The organism is Streptomyces sp. NPDC048516, from assembly GCF_043199875.1.
Classification (GTDB): Bacteria; Actinomycetota; Actinomycetes; order Streptomycetales; family Streptomycetaceae; genus Streptomyces.
The window spans coordinates 25,995-43,736 of the sequence record NZ_JBICWS010000016.1 but is presented as its reverse complement, the minus strand read 5'-3'; the positions used below and the strand labels follow the sequence as shown (position 1 = coordinate 43,736).

Annotated in this window: 18 protein-coding genes and 1 riboswitch; of the genes, 12 read left to right on the top strand and 6 right to left on the bottom strand. The window is 71.4% G+C overall.

All coding sequences use genetic code 11. The features are described from left to right. The first annotated feature begins 62 nt into the window (after positions 1 to 62). A complete protein-coding gene (locus ACGFR7_RS27975; RefSeq protein WP_393324661.1) occupies positions 63 to 1,391 on the top strand; it encodes an ROK family transcriptional regulator in 1,329 nt (442 codons plus the stop codon). A gap of 81 nt (positions 1,392 to 1,472) precedes the next feature. Here the strand turns inward: ACGFR7_RS27975 and ACGFR7_RS27970 are convergent, their stop codons facing one another. After that, positions 1,473 to 2,252: an SDR family oxidoreductase gene (locus ACGFR7_RS27970; protein WP_393324660.1), complete on the bottom strand. Its 780-nt coding sequence runs from the start codon at positions 2,250 to 2,252 to the stop codon at positions 1,473 to 1,475. Positions 2,253 to 2,423: 171 nt separating this feature from the next. Beyond that, positions 2,424 to 2,554: riboswitch (FMN riboswitch) on the top strand. A 148-nt stretch (positions 2,555 to 2,702) separates the two neighbouring features. Here ACGFR7_RS27970 and ribD point away from each other — a divergent pair. From ribD to ACGFR7_RS27920, 10 genes are all read left to right on the top strand, one after another. Next, positions 2,703 to 3,830, top strand: a complete 1,128-nt coding sequence (gene ribD / locus ACGFR7_RS27965) for a bifunctional diaminohydroxyphosphoribosylaminopyrimidine deaminase/5-amino-6-(5-phosphoribosylamino)uracil reductase RibD (protein WP_393324658.1) — start codon at positions 2,703 to 2,705, stop codon at positions 3,828 to 3,830. A 1-nt stretch (position 3,831) separates the two neighbouring features. Continuing rightward, positions 3,832 to 4,467 carry a riboflavin synthase gene (locus tag ACGFR7_RS27960; protein WP_393324656.1) on the top strand — a complete coding sequence of 212 codons (636 nt, stop codon included), beginning with the start codon at positions 3,832 to 3,834 and terminating at the stop codon, positions 4,465 to 4,467. After that, complete coding sequence (locus tag ACGFR7_RS27955) at positions 4,464 to 5,117, top strand: nicotinamide riboside transporter PnuC (protein WP_393324654.1); 654 nt, start codon at positions 4,464 to 4,466, stop codon at positions 5,115 to 5,117. Before ACGFR7_RS27960 ends, ACGFR7_RS27955 begins: the two co-directional genes overlap by 4 nt. Then, positions 5,114 to 6,454, top strand: a complete 1,341-nt coding sequence (locus ACGFR7_RS27950; RefSeq protein ID WP_393324652.1) for a bifunctional 3,4-dihydroxy-2-butanone-4-phosphate synthase/GTP cyclohydrolase II — start codon at positions 5,114 to 5,116, stop codon at positions 6,452 to 6,454. Before ACGFR7_RS27955 ends, ACGFR7_RS27950 begins: the two co-directional genes overlap by 4 nt. A gap of 113 nt (positions 6,455 to 6,567) precedes the next feature. Beyond that, on the top strand, positions 6,568 to 7,053 hold the full coding sequence (ribH, locus tag ACGFR7_RS27945) for a 6,7-dimethyl-8-ribityllumazine synthase (RefSeq protein WP_086720683.1): 486 nt from the start codon (positions 6,568 to 6,570) through the stop codon (positions 7,051 to 7,053). A 126-nt stretch (positions 7,054 to 7,179) separates the two neighbouring features. Beyond that, positions 7,180 to 7,452: a phosphoribosyl-ATP diphosphatase gene (locus ACGFR7_RS27940; RefSeq protein ID WP_046929067.1), complete on the top strand. Its 273-nt coding sequence runs from the start codon at positions 7,180 to 7,182 to the stop codon at positions 7,450 to 7,452. 51 nt (positions 7,453 to 7,503) lie between these two features. Next, positions 7,504 to 8,352, top strand: a complete 849-nt coding sequence (hisG, locus tag ACGFR7_RS27935) for an ATP phosphoribosyltransferase (protein WP_393324650.1) — start codon at positions 7,504 to 7,506, stop codon at positions 8,350 to 8,352. Between the two features lie 81 nt (positions 8,353 to 8,433). Next, positions 8,434 to 8,886 carry a PH domain-containing protein gene (locus tag ACGFR7_RS27930; RefSeq protein ID WP_393324648.1) on the top strand — a complete coding sequence of 151 codons (453 nt, stop codon included), beginning with the start codon at positions 8,434 to 8,436 and terminating at the stop codon, positions 8,884 to 8,886. A gap of 174 nt (positions 8,887 to 9,060) precedes the next feature. Further along, positions 9,061 to 10,434: a hemolysin family protein gene (locus ACGFR7_RS27925; RefSeq protein ID WP_393324647.1), complete on the top strand. Its 1,374-nt coding sequence runs from the start codon at positions 9,061 to 9,063 to the stop codon at positions 10,432 to 10,434. Continuing rightward, positions 10,431 to 11,621 (top strand): hemolysin family protein, encoded by a 1,191-nt coding sequence (locus ACGFR7_RS27920; RefSeq protein ID WP_393324645.1) that lies wholly within the window; start codon positions 10,431 to 10,433, stop codon positions 11,619 to 11,621. The genes ACGFR7_RS27925 and ACGFR7_RS27920 overlap by 4 nt, the downstream gene beginning before the upstream one ends. Before the next feature lie 80 nt (positions 11,622 to 11,701). Here the strand turns inward: ACGFR7_RS27920 and ACGFR7_RS27915 are convergent, their stop codons facing one another. From ACGFR7_RS27915 to ACGFR7_RS27905, 3 genes are all read right to left on the bottom strand, one after another. Continuing rightward, entirely contained in the window at positions 11,702 to 11,989 is a 288-nt protein-coding gene (locus ACGFR7_RS27915; RefSeq protein WP_393324643.1) for a hypothetical protein, read from the bottom strand. Positions 11,990 to 12,169: 180 nt separating this feature from the next. After that, positions 12,170 to 14,065, bottom strand: a complete 1,896-nt coding sequence (locus ACGFR7_RS27910; protein ID WP_393324642.1) for an AAA family ATPase — start codon at positions 14,063 to 14,065, stop codon at positions 12,170 to 12,172. 476 nt (positions 14,066 to 14,541) lie between these two features. After that, positions 14,542 to 15,126: a uridine kinase gene (locus ACGFR7_RS27905; RefSeq protein WP_393324640.1), complete on the bottom strand. Its 585-nt coding sequence runs from the start codon at positions 15,124 to 15,126 to the stop codon at positions 14,542 to 14,544. A 205-nt stretch (positions 15,127 to 15,331) separates the two neighbouring features. On the opposite strand from ACGFR7_RS27905, the gene ACGFR7_RS27900 reads away from it, so the two are divergent. Further along, complete coding sequence (locus ACGFR7_RS27900) at positions 15,332 to 16,732, top strand: peptidase C39 family protein (protein WP_393324638.1); 1,401 nt, start codon at positions 15,332 to 15,334, stop codon at positions 16,730 to 16,732. Here ACGFR7_RS27900 and ACGFR7_RS27895 read toward each other — a convergent pair. Both ACGFR7_RS27895 and ACGFR7_RS27890 read right to left on the bottom strand, forming a co-directional pair. Further along, on the bottom strand, positions 16,680 to 17,210 hold the full coding sequence (locus ACGFR7_RS27895; RefSeq protein ID WP_393324636.1) for a site-specific integrase: 531 nt from the start codon (positions 17,208 to 17,210) through the stop codon (positions 16,680 to 16,682). The two genes, ACGFR7_RS27900 and ACGFR7_RS27895, sit on opposite strands and share 53 nt — an antisense overlap. A gap of 18 nt (positions 17,211 to 17,228) precedes the next feature. After that, positions 17,229 to 17,690 carry a hypothetical protein gene (locus ACGFR7_RS27890; protein ID WP_393324635.1) on the bottom strand — a complete coding sequence of 154 codons (462 nt, stop codon included), beginning with the start codon at positions 17,688 to 17,690 and terminating at the stop codon, positions 17,229 to 17,231. Positions 17,691 to 17,742: the final 52 nt, after the last annotated feature.

Below are 17,742 nucleotides of genomic sequence, written 5' to 3'. Positions count from 1 at the left end.
AATTATCAGGAACCCTGCCTGATAATAAGGGTGTTGACCCCACCGGAGGGAAGACTCACGCCATGTATGCACCGCGCGCGGCCGCGGCCGGCCGCACCGCCTCCCCGGCCACCGCACGGCTGATCAACGACCGTCTGGCTCTGCAACTCCTGCAGTCCGAAGGCGCCTTGACGGCAGGTCAGCTCACCGTGCTGACGGGTTTGTCCCGGCCGACCGTGGCGGATCTCGTCGAACGCCTCCAGGCGGCCGGGCTGATCGCCGTGGTCGGCGAGAGCGGCGCACAGCGGCGCGGCCCCAATGCCCGGCTCTACGGAATCGTCGCCGACCGGGCGCATCTCGTCGGCCTCGATCTGCGGACGCACGGCGTCACCGTCGCGGTCGCGGACCTCCTCGGCGAGGTACGCGACGAGCGCACCGTATCCATCGGCGCCGACGACACGCCCGAGGCGGCCGTGGCCACCGCTCTCGCCGCCGTGGACAAGGCGCTTGCCGCGGCGGGCGCACACCACGCCCACACCATCGCCGTCGGCGCTCCCGGCCTGGTCGACCCCGCCACCGGGCGGCTCGGCGGCACCGACTGGATCCCGTCCTGGCATGTCGCCCTGACCGCCGCGCTGCGGGCACGGTGTGGCGTCTCCGTCCTGCTGGAGAACGAGGTCAATCTCGCCGCCATCGCCGAGCAGCGGGACGGCGCGGCCCGCGACCGCGACACCTTCGTCCTGCTCTGGCTCGGCCATGGCACCGGCGCCGCGGTCGTCCTGGACGGCACGCTGCGGCGCGGCGCCTCGGGCGGCACCGGCGAGATCGGCTTTCTACCGGTCCCCGGCACCGCCGCGCTGCCCTCGGCGAGCGGCTGCGACGGCGGCTTCCACTCCCTGGCGGGCTCCGCCGCGATCTGTGCCCTCGCCGTGGAGCACGGCTTCTTGCCGGCCGCGGCCGGCACCGGGCCCAAGACGGCGCACACACCCCCGCCCGATGCCGCCGACGCCCCACCCGCCGATGCCGATGCCGATGCCGGCGACGCGGATGCTCCGCCCGCCGAAGCCGTCGTACGCGCCGCCGCGTCCGCTGTTTCTGCCGTGTCCGCCGTGTCCGCCGTGTCCGCCGACGACGCCGGTGCGGCCTTCCTGGACGCACTGGCCGCGCGGATCGCCCTCGGCGTGGCGGCGGTGTGCGCCGTGCTCGACCCCGGGTGTGTCGTCCTCGGCGGGGAGATCGGCCGGGGCGGCGGCGAGGAGCTCGCCGGGCGGGTCGCCGGGCAGCTGGCCCGGCTCTCCCCGCTGCGCACCGACGTCCGCGCGGGGACGGTCGGGGGGCGGGCGGTGCTGCGCGGTGCCGTCCTCGCCGCGCGCGAGGCCGCTCAGAGGGAGCTGTTCACGTCCGCGGGGTGAGCCGGCGGGGCGACCGCGGGCCGGGTGTGCCCCGCCGCCGCCGGCCGCGCCGCGCGGCTCCGGGCGCTCCCTGGTGGTGCCTCATCGACGCGCTCCGCCCCCCGTACGCTCCGCGAGGAATGCGGCGTAGGTCCGCAGACCGTCGGCGTGCTCCGGGGTGAGGTTGCCGCCGCGGCGCAGTGCCGCGGCGGACGCGCCCGGCAGCCACAGCGGCATCAGCAGCCGGCGCCGCCCGCCCGCTTCCAGCGTGGCCCGTACGAGATCCCCGGCGTCCAGCACCTCGGGACCACCCATGTCGGTGACCCGCCCGGCCGGTTCGCCGACCGCCAACTCGGCCAGCCGGGCGGCGACTTCCTGTACCTCGACCGGCTGCACCCGTACGCCCGTCGGCACCGGGAGCACCGGCGACCGGGCGCCCGCCTTGATCACGTCGAGCACGAGGTTGTGGAACTGTGTCGTCCGCAGCACCGTCCAGCCGATACCGGAGTCCTCGATCAGGCGCTCCACGGCGAGCTTGGTGCGGTAGTAGCCGATCGGGACCCGGTCCACGCCGACGATCGAGATGTACACCAGGTGCGCCACGCCCGCCGCCCTCGCCGCCGCGACGAGCCGCCCGGCCGCCTCCGTGTCCCCGCCCGTCGGTGACGAGGCGCAGTGCACGATCGCGTCCACGCCCGTCACCGCCTCGGGCAGGCCCGTGCCGTCCCGCAGGTCGACCGCGTACGAAAGCGGGCGCGGTCGGGCCGTGCCGGTGTGCGGCCGCCGGCTCAGCGACCGGACGTCATGGCCCTCGTCGAGCAGCCGGCCGACCAGGGCCCGCCCGAGTGTGCCCGTGCCGCCGGTCACCAGAATTGTCGCCATTGCGGATCAGTCCTTGGGGGAGAAGGGACACGTGCTTCTCCGCTATGACGAATCACCTGCGCCGTCTGTGACAGGCGGCGCGCCGGGTGTTGTGAGGCAGCCCACAGCGCTTCGCCCGCATGGGCGACTACCGGGCGTGGCAGACTGAACCTGTACTGACATAAGAAGCAGCAGCGCACTCCGGGGTCGGTGTAATTCCGAACCGGCGGTAACAGTCCGCGACCCGTCCGCAGCCAGCGGCCGGTTGAGCAGGTGAAATTCCTGCACCGACGGTGAAAGTCCGGATGGGAGGCAGTGCGCGGCGGGCCAGCTTCGGTAGACCGCCGTCGGCGGCGCGTCCGGATTTTCCGGACGGGTTCTCCTTTCCGGCGCGGTGTTCCCGTGGCGTTGTTCCGCTTTCTGTCGTCCAGACAGCCCCGGAGTCCGTGCCCTGAGAGGCAGGAGGACCCGGTGGCCACCGCAGCCCCCGTCGAGACCGCGGCGATGCGCCGAGCCATCGAGCTCGCCGCGCGCGGCCTCGGGCACACCAGCCCCAACCCCGTGGTGGGCTGTGTCGTCCTGGACGCCGCGGGCCGCACGGTGGGCGAGGGCTGGCACCAGCGGGCCGGCGGGCCGCACGCCGAGGTCCATGCCCTGCGTGCCGCGGGCGAGCGGGCACGGGGTGGCACCGCACTGGTCACCCTCGAACCCTGCAACCACACCGGCCGCACCGGTCCCTGCGCCCAGGCGCTGATCGACGCCGGGATCGCCCGCGTCGTCTACGCCGTCTCCGACCCCGATCCGACGGCCACCGGCGGCGCGGTCACCCTGGCCGACGCCGGGATCGACGTCGAAGGCGGACTGCTCGCCGACGAGGCCGCCGCCGGCAATGAGGCCTGGCTGACCTCGGTCCTGCGCCGCCGCCCGTTCGTCCTGTGGAAGTACGCCGCCACCCTCGACGGCCGGATCGCCGCCGCCGACGGCACCAGCCGCTGGATCACCTCGCCCCGGTCGCGCGCCGATGTGCACCGGCTGCGGGCCGCCGCGGACGCCGTCATCGTCGGCTCCGGCACCGCCCGCGCCGACGACCCGCAGCTCGGCGCCCGGATCAGCGGACTCGCCGACGACGAGATCAGCCAGCCGCTGCGGGTCGTCGTCGACTCCGGCGCCACCGCCGTCAAGGCCGGCGCCCGCGTCCTGGACGGCACGGCCCCCACCCTCATCGCGGTCGCCGAGGACGCCGACGCCGGCCACCTCGAAGGCCTCGCCCCGATCCTCCGGCTTCCGCGCGGCGCCGGGGGGCGCGGGCTGTCCATCCCCGCACTGCTCCAGGCCCTGTACGAGCGCGAGGTGCGCTCCGTCCTGCTCGAAGGCGGCCCCACGCTCGCCGGGGCCTTCCTCGCCGCCCAGGCCGTCGACAAGGTCGTCGGCTATCTCGCCCCGGTGCTGCTCGGCGCCGGACCGGCCGCCGTCGGCGACGCCGGAATCACCACCATCGCCCAGGCGTTGCGGCTCGACGTGACCGACACCGAACGGCTCGGACCCGACCTGCGCATCACCGCCAGCCCCATCCGCCACGCCCTCCCCGAGGAGAACTGAAGTGTTCACCGGAATCGTCGAAGAGCTGGGTGAGGTCGTCGCCGTCGACGACCTCGGTGACGCCTCCCGCTTCCGACTGCGCGGCCCCGTCGTCACCGAGGACGCCAAGCACGGCGACTCGATCGCCGTCAACGGCGTCTGTCTGACCGTCGTGGACACCGCCGACGGTGAGTTCACCGCGGATGTGATGGCCGAGACCCTGAACCGCTCCAGCCTCGGCGCGCTGGCCGCCGGTTCGCGGGTCAACCTGGAGCGCCCGATGGCGCTGGGCGGACGGCTGGGCGGACACCTCGTCCAGGGCCATGTCGACGGCACCGGCACCCTCGTCGAGCGCACTCCCGCGGAGCACTGGGAGATCGTCAAGATCGCGTTGCCGGCCGCGCTGTCCCGCTATGTCGTCGAGAAGGGCTCCATCACCGTCGACGGCGTCAGCCTGACCGTGGTGGAGGCCGGGGACGACTTCTTCACCATCAGCCTCATCCCCACCACACTCGCCCTGACCACCCTGGGTATCAAGAAGGCCGGCGACCCGGTCAACCTTGAGGTCGACGTCCTCGCCAAGTACGTCGAGCGGCTGCTCGGCCGGGGCACCGGCGACCTCAAGGATCTCGACGAGCTCAAGGAGATGGACCGGTGAGTGCCCTCGACTCGCTGAACGGCGCGGCCTTCACCGCCTTCGGACAGCACGTCATCTGGTCGGACATGATCGGCAACACCATCGGTCTGGCCGCCCTGGCGCTCGGCTGGCGGCGCTCCATCTGGACCTGGCCCGCCCAGTTCCTCTCCGGCGTGATCCTCGTCGCCGCCTATTCCTCCGCCCACCTCAGCGGCGGCGTCGGCAAGCAACTCCTGGTCATCGGCGTGGCGTTGTGGGGATGGCGGCAGTGGCAGCGCGGCCGCCGGCAGGCGCAGGACGGCTCGATCGCCGTACGCTTCGCCGGCTGGCGCGAGCGCGGCCTGCTGCTGGGCGGCACCGCCGTGGGCACCGCGGCCGTCGGCACCCTGTTCACCCTGGTCCCGCAGCTGTCCTGGAACCCCTGGCCGGACGCCTACATCTTCGTCGGCACGCTCGCCGCGATGGTCGCCCAGGCCCGCGGACTGGTCGAGTTCTGGTGCGCCTGGCTGCTGGTCGACATCGTCGGCGTCCCGCTCGCGTTCAGCAGCGGCCTCGCCTTCTCCGGCCTCGTCTACGTCGTCTATCTCGCCCTCGTCGTGTGGGGCATGCGCGACTGGTGGCTGCGCTCGCGCGCCGCCGGCCGCACCGTCCTGGAAGGAGCAGCGGCATGACCGCCCTCAAGAGCTGGTATGACACCGAGAACGCCGACGACGAGGCGTCCCTGGACCTCGACCCCGTCGAGCAGGCCATCGCCGATATCGCCGCCGGCCGTCCCGTGGTCGTCGTGGACGACGAGGACCGCGAGAACGAGGGCGACCTCGTGCTCGCCGCGGAGAAGGCCACCCCCGAGATCGTCGCCTTCATGATGAGCGAGTGCCGCGGACTGATCTGCGCCCCCATGGAGGGCCCGGAGCTGGACCGGCTGGAACTCCCGCAGATGGTCGAGCACAACACCGAGTCGATGCGGACCGCCTTCACCGTCTCCGTCGACGCCACCGCCGCGCACGGCGTGAGCACCGGCATCTCCGCCGCCGACCGCGCCACCACCCTGCGGCTGCTGGCCTCCGGCGAGTCGGTCGCCGGAGACTTCGTCCGGCCCGGCCACATCTTCCCGCTGCGCGCCCGGCCCGGCGGCGTGCTGGTCCGCAACGGCCACACCGAGGCCGGCGTCGACCTCGCCCGGCTGGCCGGACTGCGCCCGGCCGCGGCCATCGTGGAGATCGCGGGTGAGGACGGCACGATGCTGCGGCTGCCGGAGCTGGTGCCGTTCGCCCGTAAGCACGGCCTGTCGATCATCTCCATCGAGGACCTGATCGCCTACCGGCAGTCGTCCGAGCCCACCGTCCGCCGCGAGGCCGAGACCCGGCTGCCCACCGCCCACGGCGAGTTCACCGCGTACGGCTACCGCTCCACCGTCGACGGCGTCGAGCACATCGCGCTGGTCGCGGGCGAGCTCGGCGACGGCGAAGACGTCCTGGTCAGGGTGCACTCCGAGTGCCTGACCGGGGATATCTTCCACTCGCTGCGCTGCGACTGCGGCCCCCAGCTGGCGGCCTCGCTGCAGCGGATCACCGAAGCCGGCCGGGGCGTGGTGATCTACCTCCGCGGCCATGAGGGACGCGGCATCGGGCTGCTGTCCAAGCTCCGTGCCTACGAGCTCCAGGAGCGCGGCCGCGACACCCTGGACGCCAACCTCGAACTGGGCCTGCCCGCCGATTCCCGCGACTACGCCGCGGGCGCGCAGATGCTCCAGGACCTCGGGGTGCGCTCCCTGCGCCTGATGACGAACAACCCGGAGAAGACCGCCGCCCTGGTGCGGTACGGCCTGCAGGTCAGCGGCCGGGAGCCGATGCCCGTCAAGGCCGGTGAGCACAATCTGCGGTATCTGCGGACCAAGCGGGACCGGATGGGGCACGACCTGCCCTGGCTGGACCCCGGTGTCACCACGGGGGCGGCCGGAGCGGCGGACGCGGCACCCACCGCCGCCACCACCTGCGACAACCAGTAGCGACCGGCACCACCCCTTAAGACAGCACCACCCCTTAAGACAGCACCACCCCTTAAGACAGCACCACCACCCGTAAGACCGGCACCAGCACCACCACCCGTAAGAGGAGAACCGTGAGCGGCAAGGGCGCACCCGAACTGACCGTGAAGAACTGTGGCGACCTGCGGGTGGCCGTCATCGCGGCGCAATGGCACGAGCAGGTCATGAACGGCCTGGTGGACGGCGCGCTGCGCGCCCTGACCGAGCTCGGCATCGACGAGCCCACCCTGCTGCGGGTCCCCGGCGCCTTCGAGTTGCCGGTCGTCGCCAAGGTGCTGGCCGGCCGCGGCTATGACGCGGTGGTCGCTCTCGGCGTGGTCATCAAGGGCGGCACCCCGCACTTCGACTACGTCTGCCAGGGCGTCACCCAGGGCCTGACCCAGGTGTCGGTGGACACCGGCGTACCGGTCGGCTTCGGCGTGCTGACCTGCGACACCGAGCAGCAGGCGCTCGACCGTGCCGGTCTCGAAGGATCGACCGAGGACAAGGGCCACGAGGCCGTCACCGCCGCCGTCGCCACCGCCGCGACGCTGCGGACCGTGTCCGAGCCCTGGCGCTGAACGCCCGCCCGTCGCCGGCCACCACCCTTCGGCCGAGGCGTTGCACGCCCACCCGTCGCCGGCCACCACCCATCGGCCGAGGCGTTGCACGCCGCCGCAACTTCACCGCGTAGGGTGGTCACCATCATGTCCAAGAAGACGTTCGAGGAGCTCTTCGCCGAGCTCCAGCAGAAGGCCGCCACGGGCGACCCCGCCACCTCCCGCACCGCCGAGCTGGTACAGGCCGGTGTCCATACGATCGGCAAGAAGGTCGTCGAGGAGGCCGCCGAGGTGTGGATGGCCGCCGAGTACGAGTCCGACGAGGCCGCCGCCGAGGAAATCTCCCAGCTCCTCTACCACCTCCAGGTCATGATGGTCGCCAAGGGCATCTCCCTCGACGACGTCTACGCCCACCTCTGATCCACCCCCGTACCCGCCGCAACACCCCTCAGTGCAAAGGAATTCGCTCTCATGCTGCGCATCGCTGTCCCCAACAAGGGTTCACTGTCCGAGCCTGCGTCGGCGATGCTCCATGAGGCCGGATACCGCCAGCGCAAGGACCGCAGGGAACTGGTCCTGGTCGACGTCGAGAACGAGGTCGAGTTCTTCTTCCTGCGCCCGCGCGACATCGCGGTCTACGTCGGCTCCGGCAAGCTCGACATCGGCATCACCGGCCGTGACCTGCTGCTGGACTCCGGCTCGCCGGCCGAGGAGATCCTCCAGCTCGGCTTCGCCGGCTCGACGTTCCGCTACGCCACCCGTCCGGGTACCGCCAAGGACGTCAGCGAGTTCGGCGGCATGACGATCGCCACCTCGTTCTCCGGCCTGGTCCGCCAGCACCTCGTCGACAACGGCGTGGACGCCTCCGTCGTCCACCTCGACGGCGCTGTGGAGACCGCCATCCAGCTCGGCGTCGCCGAAATCATCGCGGACGTCGTGGAGACCGGCACCACCCTGCGCAACGCCGGGCTGGAGATCATCGGTGAGCCGATCCTGAAGTCCGAGGCCGTGGTCATCCGCGGCACCGGCGCGCCGGACGACGACCCGAAGGTGCGCCAGTTCCTGCGCCGGATGCAGGGCGTCCTGGTGGCCCGCCGGTACGTGATGATGGACTACGACATCCGGGTCGAGCACGTGGAGAAGGCCGTCGGCCTCACCCCGGGCCTGGAGTCGCCGACCGTCTCCCCGCTGCACCACGAGGGCTGGGTCGCGGTCCGCTCGATGGTCCCGTCCCAGGACGCCCAGCGCATCATGGACGAGCTCTATGACCTCGGCGCCCGCGCGATCCTGACCACCGGTATCCACGCCTGCCGGCTCTGACCCGCGGCCGGGCCGGCTCCGGCCCCCGCGCCTCCTGATCCCCGTACGCACCGCTGCCTCCCCGACGGAAGACCCGACGACGTGTCCGCGCCCCTGCCCAGCCTCCCGGTGACGTTCCGGCCGACCCGCACCCGGGTCGTCCTGTACGCCGTCGGCATCGCCCAGCTCGCCGCCCTCACCGTGATCGCGCTGCTGCTGCCGAAGCTGACCGGCGGCGAGCGGCTGAGCTTCGTCGTCACCGGGCTGCTGGTGCTCGCCGTCCTCCTGCTGCTCAGCCGCCCCAAGGTGGTGGCGCGGCAGGAAGGCGTCACGGTGGTCAACCTCACCACCAAGCGCGACCTGGCCTGGGCCCAGATCCTGCGCGTCAACCTCCGCGAAGGCGACCCCTGGGTCCATCTCGACCTCGCCGACGGCACCAGCCTGCCCGCCATGGGCATCCAGCCGGGTATCGCCAGGGACCAGGCCATCCGGGACGCCCGTGCGCTGCGCGATCTCACCGAGAAGCACGGTGCTGTCGACCACACGGCCGGTTGAGCCTGCCCTAATCAGGGTCCCGCTGTTTACTCTGTTCTCCGGGGCGCACCCTGCGCCCTGCCCCTCAGGGGGCCAACACCGACCCGAGGAGTGACTCCCTCCGGCAATGGACGGATCGTCCTGTAGTACCTGCGCCGCCCCTCCCCAGCCCCCGCGTACCACGGAGGCGGCGGCATGACCGGCCCCTTGCTGCTGCTCGCCGCGGCTCTCGTCCTGATCCTGGCCAACGGTTTCTTCGTCGCTGCCGAGTTCGGACTCATCACCGTCGAGAAGGCGGACGCCGAACGGGCCGTGGCCGACGGCGACCGCCGCGCCCCCACCGTCGTCTCCGCCCTGCGGGAACTCTCCTTCCAGCTGTCCGGCACCCAACTGGGCATCACGATCACCTCCTTGGTGGTCGGCATGCTCGCCGAGCCCGCGCTGGCCGAGCTGCTGTCCGGACCGCTGGCCGCCACGGGCCTGCCCGCGGGCGCGGTGCCAGGCACCGCCGTGGTCGTCGGCATGCTGCTGGCCTCCGCGGTCCAGATGGTCGTCGGCGAGCTGGTGCCGAAGAACTGGGCGGTCTCCAAGCCGCTGCCCGTCGCCCGGGTGGTCGCCGGCCCCCAGCGCGCCTTCTCCCGCTTCTTCCGCCCGGTGATCACCCTGCTGAACACCGTCGCCAACCGTTTGGTGCGCGCCCTGGGCGTGGAGCCGACCGACGAGCTGGCCTCCGCCCGTACCCCGGGCGAACTGGTCTCGCTCGCCCGGCACTCCGCCCGCGCGGGCGCCCTGGAGCAGGACACCGCGGACCTGTTCGTCCGCACCCTCTCGCTGGGTGATCTGACCGCCGAGAACGTCATGACGCCGCGGGTACGGGTGAGCGCCCTGCAGGCGTCCGCGACCGCCGAGGACGTGGTGAACCTGACCCGCGCCACCGGACTCTCCCGCTTCCCCGTCTACCACACCCGCCTCGACGAGGTCGTCGGCATGGTGCACCTCAAGGACGCGCTGGCCGTCCCGGCGCACGACCGGCTGCGCGTTCCGGCGGGCCGGATCGCGGTGCCGCCGCTGCTGGTGCCCGAGACCCTGCCGGTACAGCCGCTGCTGGAGCGGCTGCGCAGCGAACAGCCGATAGCGGTGGTCGTCGACGAGTACGGCGGCACGGCCGGCGTGGTCACCCTGGAGGACATCATCGAGGAGCTCGTCGGTGAGGTCCGCGACGAGCACGACGGGGTGGACCTGCCCGAACTGGGCCAGGCCCCGCCCGAGGAGGGCCGCCCCGCCTGGGACGCGGACGGCGGCTGCCGGGTGGACACCCTGCGGAGGATCGGCCTGGAGGCCCCGGAAGGACCGTACGAGACGGTGGCAGGACTGGTGGCACACATACTCGGCCGGATCCCGGCCCCCGGCGACATCGCGGAACTCGACGGCTGGCGGCTGCGGGTACGGCTGGTGTCGCACCACCGTGCCGAGCGGATAAGGATCGTCCGGACCGCCACCGTCACGGTGCCCGCCGCCTCCGAGGCACCCCGTGAGGCCGTCGTGATGAGCGCGGAGGTGGCCCGATGACACTGGTCCAACTGCTCTTCGCGGTGCTGCTCGTCCTCACCAACGGTTTCTTCGTCGGCGCCGAGTTCGCCCTGGTCTCGGTACGCCGCAGCCAGATCGAACCGCTGGCGACCGAAGGCTCGTCCCGGGCCCGGCAGGTGCTGCACGGCCTGGAGAACCTTCCGCAGATGATGGCCGCCGCCCAGTTCGGCATCACCGTCTGCTCCCTGACGCTCGGTGCGGTCGCCGAGCCCACCGTCGCCCACCTCCTGGAACCCGTCTTCGAGGCGGTCCACCTGCCCGCCGCCCTGGTCCATCCGCTCGGCTACGTCATCGCCCTGGCGCTGGTGGTCTTCCTCCACCTCGTCATCGGCGAGATGGTCCCCAAGAACCTGGCGATGGCGGCACCCGAGAAGACCGCACTGTGGTTCAGCCCGGGCCTGGTCGCCTTCGCACGGCTGTGCCGTCCGGTCACCGCGCTGCTCGGCGCCTGCGCCCACGGGGTGCTGCGGATCTTCCGCGTGGAGCCGAAGGACGAGGTCGAGGCGGTCTTCACCAGTGAGCAGCTGACCCATCTCGTCGAGGACTCGGTGCAGGCGGGCCTGCTCGATCCGGCCGAGCAGGAACAGCTCTCCGACGTGCTGGAACTGGGCAGCCGGCCCGTCACGGACGTCCTCCTCGACCGGGCCGCACTGGTCACCGTCGAACCGACGGTGACGCCCCGCCAGGTGGAGGGGCTGACCGTACGGACCGGCTACTCCCGCTTCCCGGTGTGTGCGCCCGGCGGCGCTTACATGGGCTATCTGCACGTCAAGGACGTCCTTGACCTGGAGGAACGCGACCGCGCGGTGCCCCAGCGCATCTGGCATCCGATGACGACGCTACGCGCCGAGCTGCCCCTGGACGACGCCCTCACGGCGATGCGCCGGGCCGCTTCCCACCTGGCGGCGGTCGCCGACGCGACCGGCCGGGTGCTCGGCCTGGTCGCGCTGGAGGACGTGCTGGAGATGCTGGTCGGCGAGGTCCGCGACCCGGCCCACCACCGGGCCCCCGCCGCCCGAGGCCACCGTGCCCGGGGCGAGCGGGCCGCGGGAGACCGTGCTCCGGGAGAGCGGGCTTCGGGCGACCGTGCTCCGGGCGACCGGGTCAGTGAGCCCCGTGAGGAGGCACCGCTGCCGGCCGGAGAGCTGGACGCTATCGGCCGGTGACCGCGGAAGCCCTGGCAACAGCAGCTTCGTGGGCCTTCTTCACCTCGTTCAGCGCTTTCTGATTCTTCTTGATGGCCGATTTATGGCCGTTTCTGGAGGGTCACCTCGGCGTCGAACCAGGTCTGTTGCACATGATTCTGATCGTGGCAGGAAAAATCGGCCCGTGCCGTCTCCTTTTCCTCGCCGGAAACGTCATCGATCTGCTGGACCGGGGCGGCCCATTGGGCGGCAGGAGCCGGGCCGTCGGCCTTCTCGACGCACGCCTTCAAGGCCGCCTTGTCGCCGCCGGAGCTGTCGACCGCACCGTCATGCGCGGCCGGTGGGCGAGGGGCGTTGCTGCGGAATGACCGATTCTCCCCAGGCGTCACACCGGGGCTCTCGGTCCGTACGGAGAGCCGCGAAGCGGAAGGGGAAATCAGCGGTTCCGCTGATCGGTAACCGCCTTGTGTCCGCACGGAAGGCTGCGGCTTTTCCGACGGGCACTTTCCGTCACGCTCCGCCGCCCTTGCATTCCCGGCCGAGCCCCAGGACGTCCCGCAGGGGTCTCCCTAGAGATCCAGCCCCTTCGGCGGCGGCCCCTGGACGTCCGGGCCGCGGCCCGAGAGGACCTCGCCGTAGGCCTGCATCAGGTCGGGCAGCCGGAGGGTGGCGAGGTCGTCGCGGGTGGGGGTGCCGCGCCAGGTGGAGAGCCGTAGGTCGCGGTAGGCGCAGCTCTTCTCGTAAAGGGTGCGCAGAAAGCGTCCGTTGCCCAGTTCGTCGATCCAGCCCTGGTCGACGACATGGCCGCTGATGCTGCACAACTCGTCGCGGGACTCCTCGTCCCAGCGGTCGCCGTTCTCGGCGGCCAGCACCTCGCCGATCGCGGTCAGCTCCAGCGGCCGGTAACTGGGGAAGTCGACGCGGCTGGTGAAGCGGGAGGACAGGCCGGGGTTGGCGGCCAGCAGCCGGTCCATGCCCTCCGGGTAGCCGGCCAGGATGACCACGAGCCGGTCGCGGTTGTCCTCGGCACGCTTGAGCAGCACCTGCAGCGCCTCGTCGCCGTAGGCGTCGCCCTTGCTGTAGCCGGAGTTGGACAGGCTGTACGCCTCGTCGACGAACAGCACCCCGCCCAGCGCCGAGTCGATCAGCTCATTGGCCTTGACGGCGGTCTGGCCGAGGAATTCGCCGACGAGATCGGACCGTTGGGCCTCCACGAGATGGTCCCCGCCCAACAGCCCCAGGGCGTAGAAGACCCGCCCGAGTATCCGTGCCACGGTCGTCTTGCCGGTGCCGGACGGGCCGGAGAAGACGAAGTGTCGTTTCGGCGGCTGCACCGGCAGCCCCTGGCTCGCCCGCAGCCGGGCCATGCGCAGCTGGGCCGACAGCGCCCGTACCTGCCGTTTGACCGGCTCCATGCCGACCATCCGCTCCAGCTCCGCCAGGGCCTTCTCCAGCAGCACCGGATCGGCCGGCCCCGCGGGCAGCCGCTCGGCGCCGCGCGGCACCGGCGCCGCCGCCTTGACCCGGGCCGCGGCATCGCCCCCGGCCGGGACGCCACCGATCTCCCCGTCCGGCCCGTCCGTCTCGCCGGTCACCAGCAGCTCACGGCCGTCGACCGGATCGAGCGGGGCCAGATCGCCGCCGGCTTCCTGGCCGAGGCCGGATGCGGAGACCGCCGCGAGATCGGCGCCCTCGTCCAGTCCGTCCCCCTCCGCGATGGCGGCGAGCCGCGCCGCGGTGTCCATGAACGCCGGGTCGACGCGGTGCACCGCGCGATAGAGGGGGAGCGCCGCGGCACTGCGGCCGGTGCCCTCATGGGCGCGGGCGAGCCAGTAGCGCAGCTCCTTGCGCTGCGGCTGCTCGCTGCGGCAGCGCATCAACGCGGCCGACAACAGCGGCTCGGCCTGTCCGTACATCTCCAGCCGCACCCGCGCCATCCCGCCGAACAGCCCCGCCTCGATGCCCAGCACCGGATCGCCGAGCAGCGGCTCGGTGTGCCGTACGAGCTGGTCCCAGTCCTTGACGAGATAGGCGCGGCAGGCGTGCAGAAAGCGCACCTGGGCGTCGGTGTCGACCGGCGGGCAGCCGGCCAGCGCCTGGTCCAGCTCGGCGACATGACGGCCGTCGAGCCAATGGGAGGCATGGGCGAGCAGCAGATCCCGGCCGGTCTCCAGCACCGGCTGGACCCACCACCCCAGCCAGTACCAGGAATTGAGGGTGCGTCGGTGACGGGCCCGCATCTCACCGAAGCGGTCGCGGTGGCGGTGCATCCGCAGCAGCGCGATGGAGGTGTCGGCACGCAGTGCGTGCAGGCCGAGCCAGGCGTCGGCCATCGACGGATCGAGGCGTACCGCGGCCCGGAACTCCTCCTCCGCCTGCGGATAGGCGCCCACGGTGTAGGCGTCGACCGCGCGCAGCCAGGCGAGCTCGGCCGGGGCGGGCGAACCCTGAGCGCCGACATCCATCCCGTCCCCCCACACAACACGTCCCCCAGTACCGCCGGGCGCGTGCCCGGCCGCGGCCGGGCGAACCGGCGTACGCGGAGCGGGAGTTGACCTTCGCCGCGCGTACATCGGTCCTGGCCTGCGGTGGCACAGACTCGCATCGTACCTGCGGGATCGGTGCAGGTCGTAGAGGGCGGTACGGGGCAAGAGCGGACGCGGGGGAGGGGCGCGGCGGCGCGAAGAATGCGGTGACCCAGGGTGAGGGAGGGACAGCGCCGAGCGGCGATAAGAGGTGGTTTCGCACAGAACGAAGCCCCCGATCACGGGGGAACAACCGGGGGCTTCGCATCTGCGGGCGGTCCGTAGAACCGCACATTGAGAACGTAAGTCCTGTACGCCCCCCAGGTCAAGCCGAGTTGGGGCACTCGGCGGGACCCTGTCGGCGCCTTTCGGCCCGCCGGCCGCCGTCCACTACAGAGCGTGAGATCTGGGGCCGGTCAGGGCGTCGCGGGCGGTCCCATGAGCACCTCGTACCCCATCTGCTTCTGGTGCACCAGAAAGTCGGCATACGGACGCGAGGGATCCGCTGCGAAGTGCGCGCGCTCCGCCGGAATCCAGCCACTCCAGAACGCGGCGAGCCCCGGTCCGTCCCGGAGCCGCCCCCTTTCCCAGGAGTGTTCGCGCGCCAGTTCCATCCACACCAGGGACGCCAGGTACGGGCGCAGCTCCCGCCGGCCCGCGCCCACGCCCTCGACCAGCACCAGTGGCGCGGGCGCCAGCTCACGCACCTCGGTGAACTCCCCGCGCACCCAGTCGTAGACGCCGTAGCGCGCCGTCTCGCCCCGGGAAAGCGGCTGGAGGATCTGGTGGGCGAACCGCTCGCTCCAGGCGAACAGCTCCTCATGGGTGGCGAGGTCGTCGGTGTGCACCACCGGCGCACCACCCAGCGCATCGGCCAATCGGCCGGCGAACGTACTCTTGCCCGACCCGGCGTGCCCGTCCACCGCGATCAGCCGCACCGGCCCGCAGGACGGGGGCACGGCGCGCAGCCGGGCGGCGAGCGAGGCCAGATCACGATCCATTGCGCCAGCGTACGCGCGGGGCTCCGGCCCCTTCGCACGCCAGTGGTCCACACCAATATTCCTCGGGCGACGCGCGTCGCAGCGCCTTCCGAAGCGGGCCGGAAACGGCAATAGTTGAGCCACTGCTGACCCGCCCGTGCCCGTCCGCGGCCCCGGCCCGACCTCCCGCACCCATTCGTACGCATCCGACTGGGGGACCTCCACCATGACCAGCTCCGCGCCCCGGCGCACCGTCCTGGCCGCCGCGCTCGCCGCCGCGGCGGGTGTCGCCGCCCCCTCGGCGCAGGCCGCCGACGCCTCGCGCAGTCCCGCAACGGGTACCGCCGCCCCGGCCCCCACCCCGGACGCCCCCGCCCGCCGACCGAAGAACCTCGTGGACTATCACGCCTGGACCACCACAGCCGACTGGACCAGAGGCCGCGGCAAGGGCACCGCCCTCGCGCCCGGTGCCCGGCCCGGCATCCGCCTGGCACACCCGACCGGGTCCTTCGACTACCAGGACCCGCACACCGGCAGGTCCGCCACCTGGGAGTACGCCACCTGGACGTCGCCGGTCCACCGCCTCGCGGTCCCGGCCACCGAGGTCGTCGCCTCCTGGAACGCGCACACCCCGCCCGGCACATGGATCGCCGTCGAGCTGCGCGGCACCTACACCGACGGCGGCCGCACCCCCTGGTACGTCATGGGCCGCTGGACCGCCGGCGACAGCGACAGCGACATCCGGCGTACCTCCGTCGACGGCCAGAAGGACGGCAAGAGCAGCATCTCGACCGACACGTTCGCCATCGACACCCCGGCGAGCGGCCTCCGCCTGACCTCCTACGAGCTCCGCGTCACCCTCTACCGCAAGCCCGGTGGCAGCGTCGCCCCCACCGTCTGGCGGCTGGGCGCCATGGGCTCGGACCTCCCCGACCGCTTCGAGGTGCCGGCGTCCAGGCCCGGCCTCGTCGGCCGCGAGCTGACCGTCCCGCGCTACTCGCAGGAGATCCACAAGGGCCAGTACCCGGAGTACGACAACGGGGGCGAGGCCTGGTGCAGCCCCACCTCCTCCCAGATGATCGTCGAATACTGGGGCCGCAAGCCCACCCAGCAGCAGCTGTCCTGGGTCAACCCCGACTACGCCGACCCCCAGGTCTGCCACGCCGCCCGCTACACCTTCGACTACCAGTACGACGGCTGCGGCAACTGGCCCTTCAACGCCGCCTACGCCGCCACCTACCGGGACCTGCAGTCCCTCGTCACCCGCCTCTCCTCCCTCACGGACGCCGAACGCCTCATCCACGCAGGCATCCCGGTCATCACGTCCCAGTCCTTCCTCAAGACCGAACTCGACGGCGCGGGCTACGGCACCGCCGGCCACCTGATGACCATCGTCGGCTTCACCACGGACGGCGACGTCATCGCCAACGACCCGGCCTCCCCGAACGACGCCGCGGTCCGGCGCGTCTACAAGCGCCGCCAATTCGAGAACATCTGGCTGCGGACGAAGCGCCACGACGCAAACGGCCAGGTCAAGAGTGGTTCAGGAGGGGTCTGTTACCTCTACTTCCCGGCTAAGCCGGCACCAACTCAGCACCGAGTTCTCGCGGAGCTGGGAATCCGCTGAGCATGTGCACCCCGAAGGTGGCCTCGATGACCTGACGACAGCGCTCACTGCCGTCGAGAGTGAGATGGCCGTATCGGTCCACCGTGATCTTGATCGAGCTGTGGCCCATCCATCGCGACACCTCGTGGATGGGTACACCGTTGCTCAGGGTCACGGTGGCCCATTTGTGCCGCAGGTCGTGCGGGTTGTAGTCGGGAAGCCCGAGACGTTTGAGGGCGCGATCCCAGGACTTTCGAAACAGGTCCGGGTAGATCATTCCGCCGGCTTGATTCCGTAGGGGGAGTCGTTCAATGAGCGGCTCCAGGGTGACGGGTGCAGGCATGTCGCGCCACTCGCCCTCTTTCCGGTGCTTCAGGGGCGCATATAGGGCGACGTACTTGCCCGAAGAATTCTTGATGCGCACGACTTGCTGTCGGCAACGCAAGGTGCCGTCGACGATGTCCTCCGGGAAAACACCCAGCGACTCACCTATGCGCAATCCGCAACACGCCATAAGTCATAAGGTCGGCTCCAAGCGGGGGCCAATTTCCTTGGCCACGGCTGAAACCTCTTCATAGCTGGGAAGTGCCCTCTCATCTACTTGCATGATGGGGTTGTCGGGCTTCTCGGCCAGCTTGACCGGGTTCTCGCGAATCCTTTTGTGTCGTACGGCATGAGAAAACATCCCTGAGAGGGCAATGCGGCGGGAATCGATTGTGTTGGGCGCCGCGCCCTGCCGGCGCCAGTAGGCGTACAGCTCTTCCACGTCCGTCGCGGTGACCTGAGAGATCGTCTTCTTGCCCAGCTGCGGGAGTACGTGCAGGCGCATGATGCGCTCGTAGGACTCCTCCGTACCGGCGGCCATGCTCTTCAGCCCGAGCCAATCAGCCGCATAACGCTGCACTGAGACCTTTCCGGCGTCCGGATCGACGTAGAGGTTCTCCCGCTTGTCGTTCTCCATCTTGGTCGCGAAGTCCATCGCGTCCTTCTTGCGGTCGAATGACTTCTCGCGCTGCCGAGCGCTACGCCCG

Coding starts and splice junctions, on each gene's coding strand:
- ACGFR7_RS27950 (WP_393324652.1), top strand. CDS start 5,114: ATGACCGCCCTCAAGAGCTGGTATGACACCGAGAACGCCGACGACGAG.
- ACGFR7_RS27900 (WP_393324638.1), top strand. CDS start 15,332: ATGACCAGCTCCGCGCCCCGGCGCACCGTCCTGGCCGCCGCGCTCGCC.
- ACGFR7_RS27905 (WP_393324640.1), bottom strand. CDS start 15,126: ATGGATCGTGATCTGGCCTCGCTCGCCGCCCGGCTGCGCGCCGTGCCC.
- ACGFR7_RS27890 (WP_393324635.1), bottom strand. CDS start 17,690: ATGGACTTCGCGACCAAGATGGAGAACGACAAGCGGGAGAACCTCTAC.
- ACGFR7_RS27975 (WP_393324661.1), top strand. CDS start 63: ATGTATGCACCGCGCGCGGCCGCGGCCGGCCGCACCGCCTCCCCGGCC.
- ACGFR7_RS27925 (WP_393324647.1), top strand. CDS start 9,061: ATGACCGGCCCCTTGCTGCTGCTCGCCGCGGCTCTCGTCCTGATCCTG.
- ACGFR7_RS27970 (WP_393324660.1), bottom strand. CDS start 2,252: ATGGCGACAATTCTGGTGACCGGCGGCACGGGCACACTCGGGCGGGCC.
- ACGFR7_RS27920 (WP_393324645.1), top strand. CDS start 10,431: ATGACACTGGTCCAACTGCTCTTCGCGGTGCTGCTCGTCCTCACCAAC.
- hisG (WP_393324650.1), top strand. CDS start 7,504: ATGCTGCGCATCGCTGTCCCCAACAAGGGTTCACTGTCCGAGCCTGCG.
- ACGFR7_RS27940 (WP_046929067.1), top strand. CDS start 7,180: ATGTCCAAGAAGACGTTCGAGGAGCTCTTCGCCGAGCTCCAGCAGAAG.
- ACGFR7_RS27910 (WP_393324642.1), bottom strand. CDS start 14,065: ATGGATGTCGGCGCTCAGGGTTCGCCCGCCCCGGCCGAGCTCGCCTGG.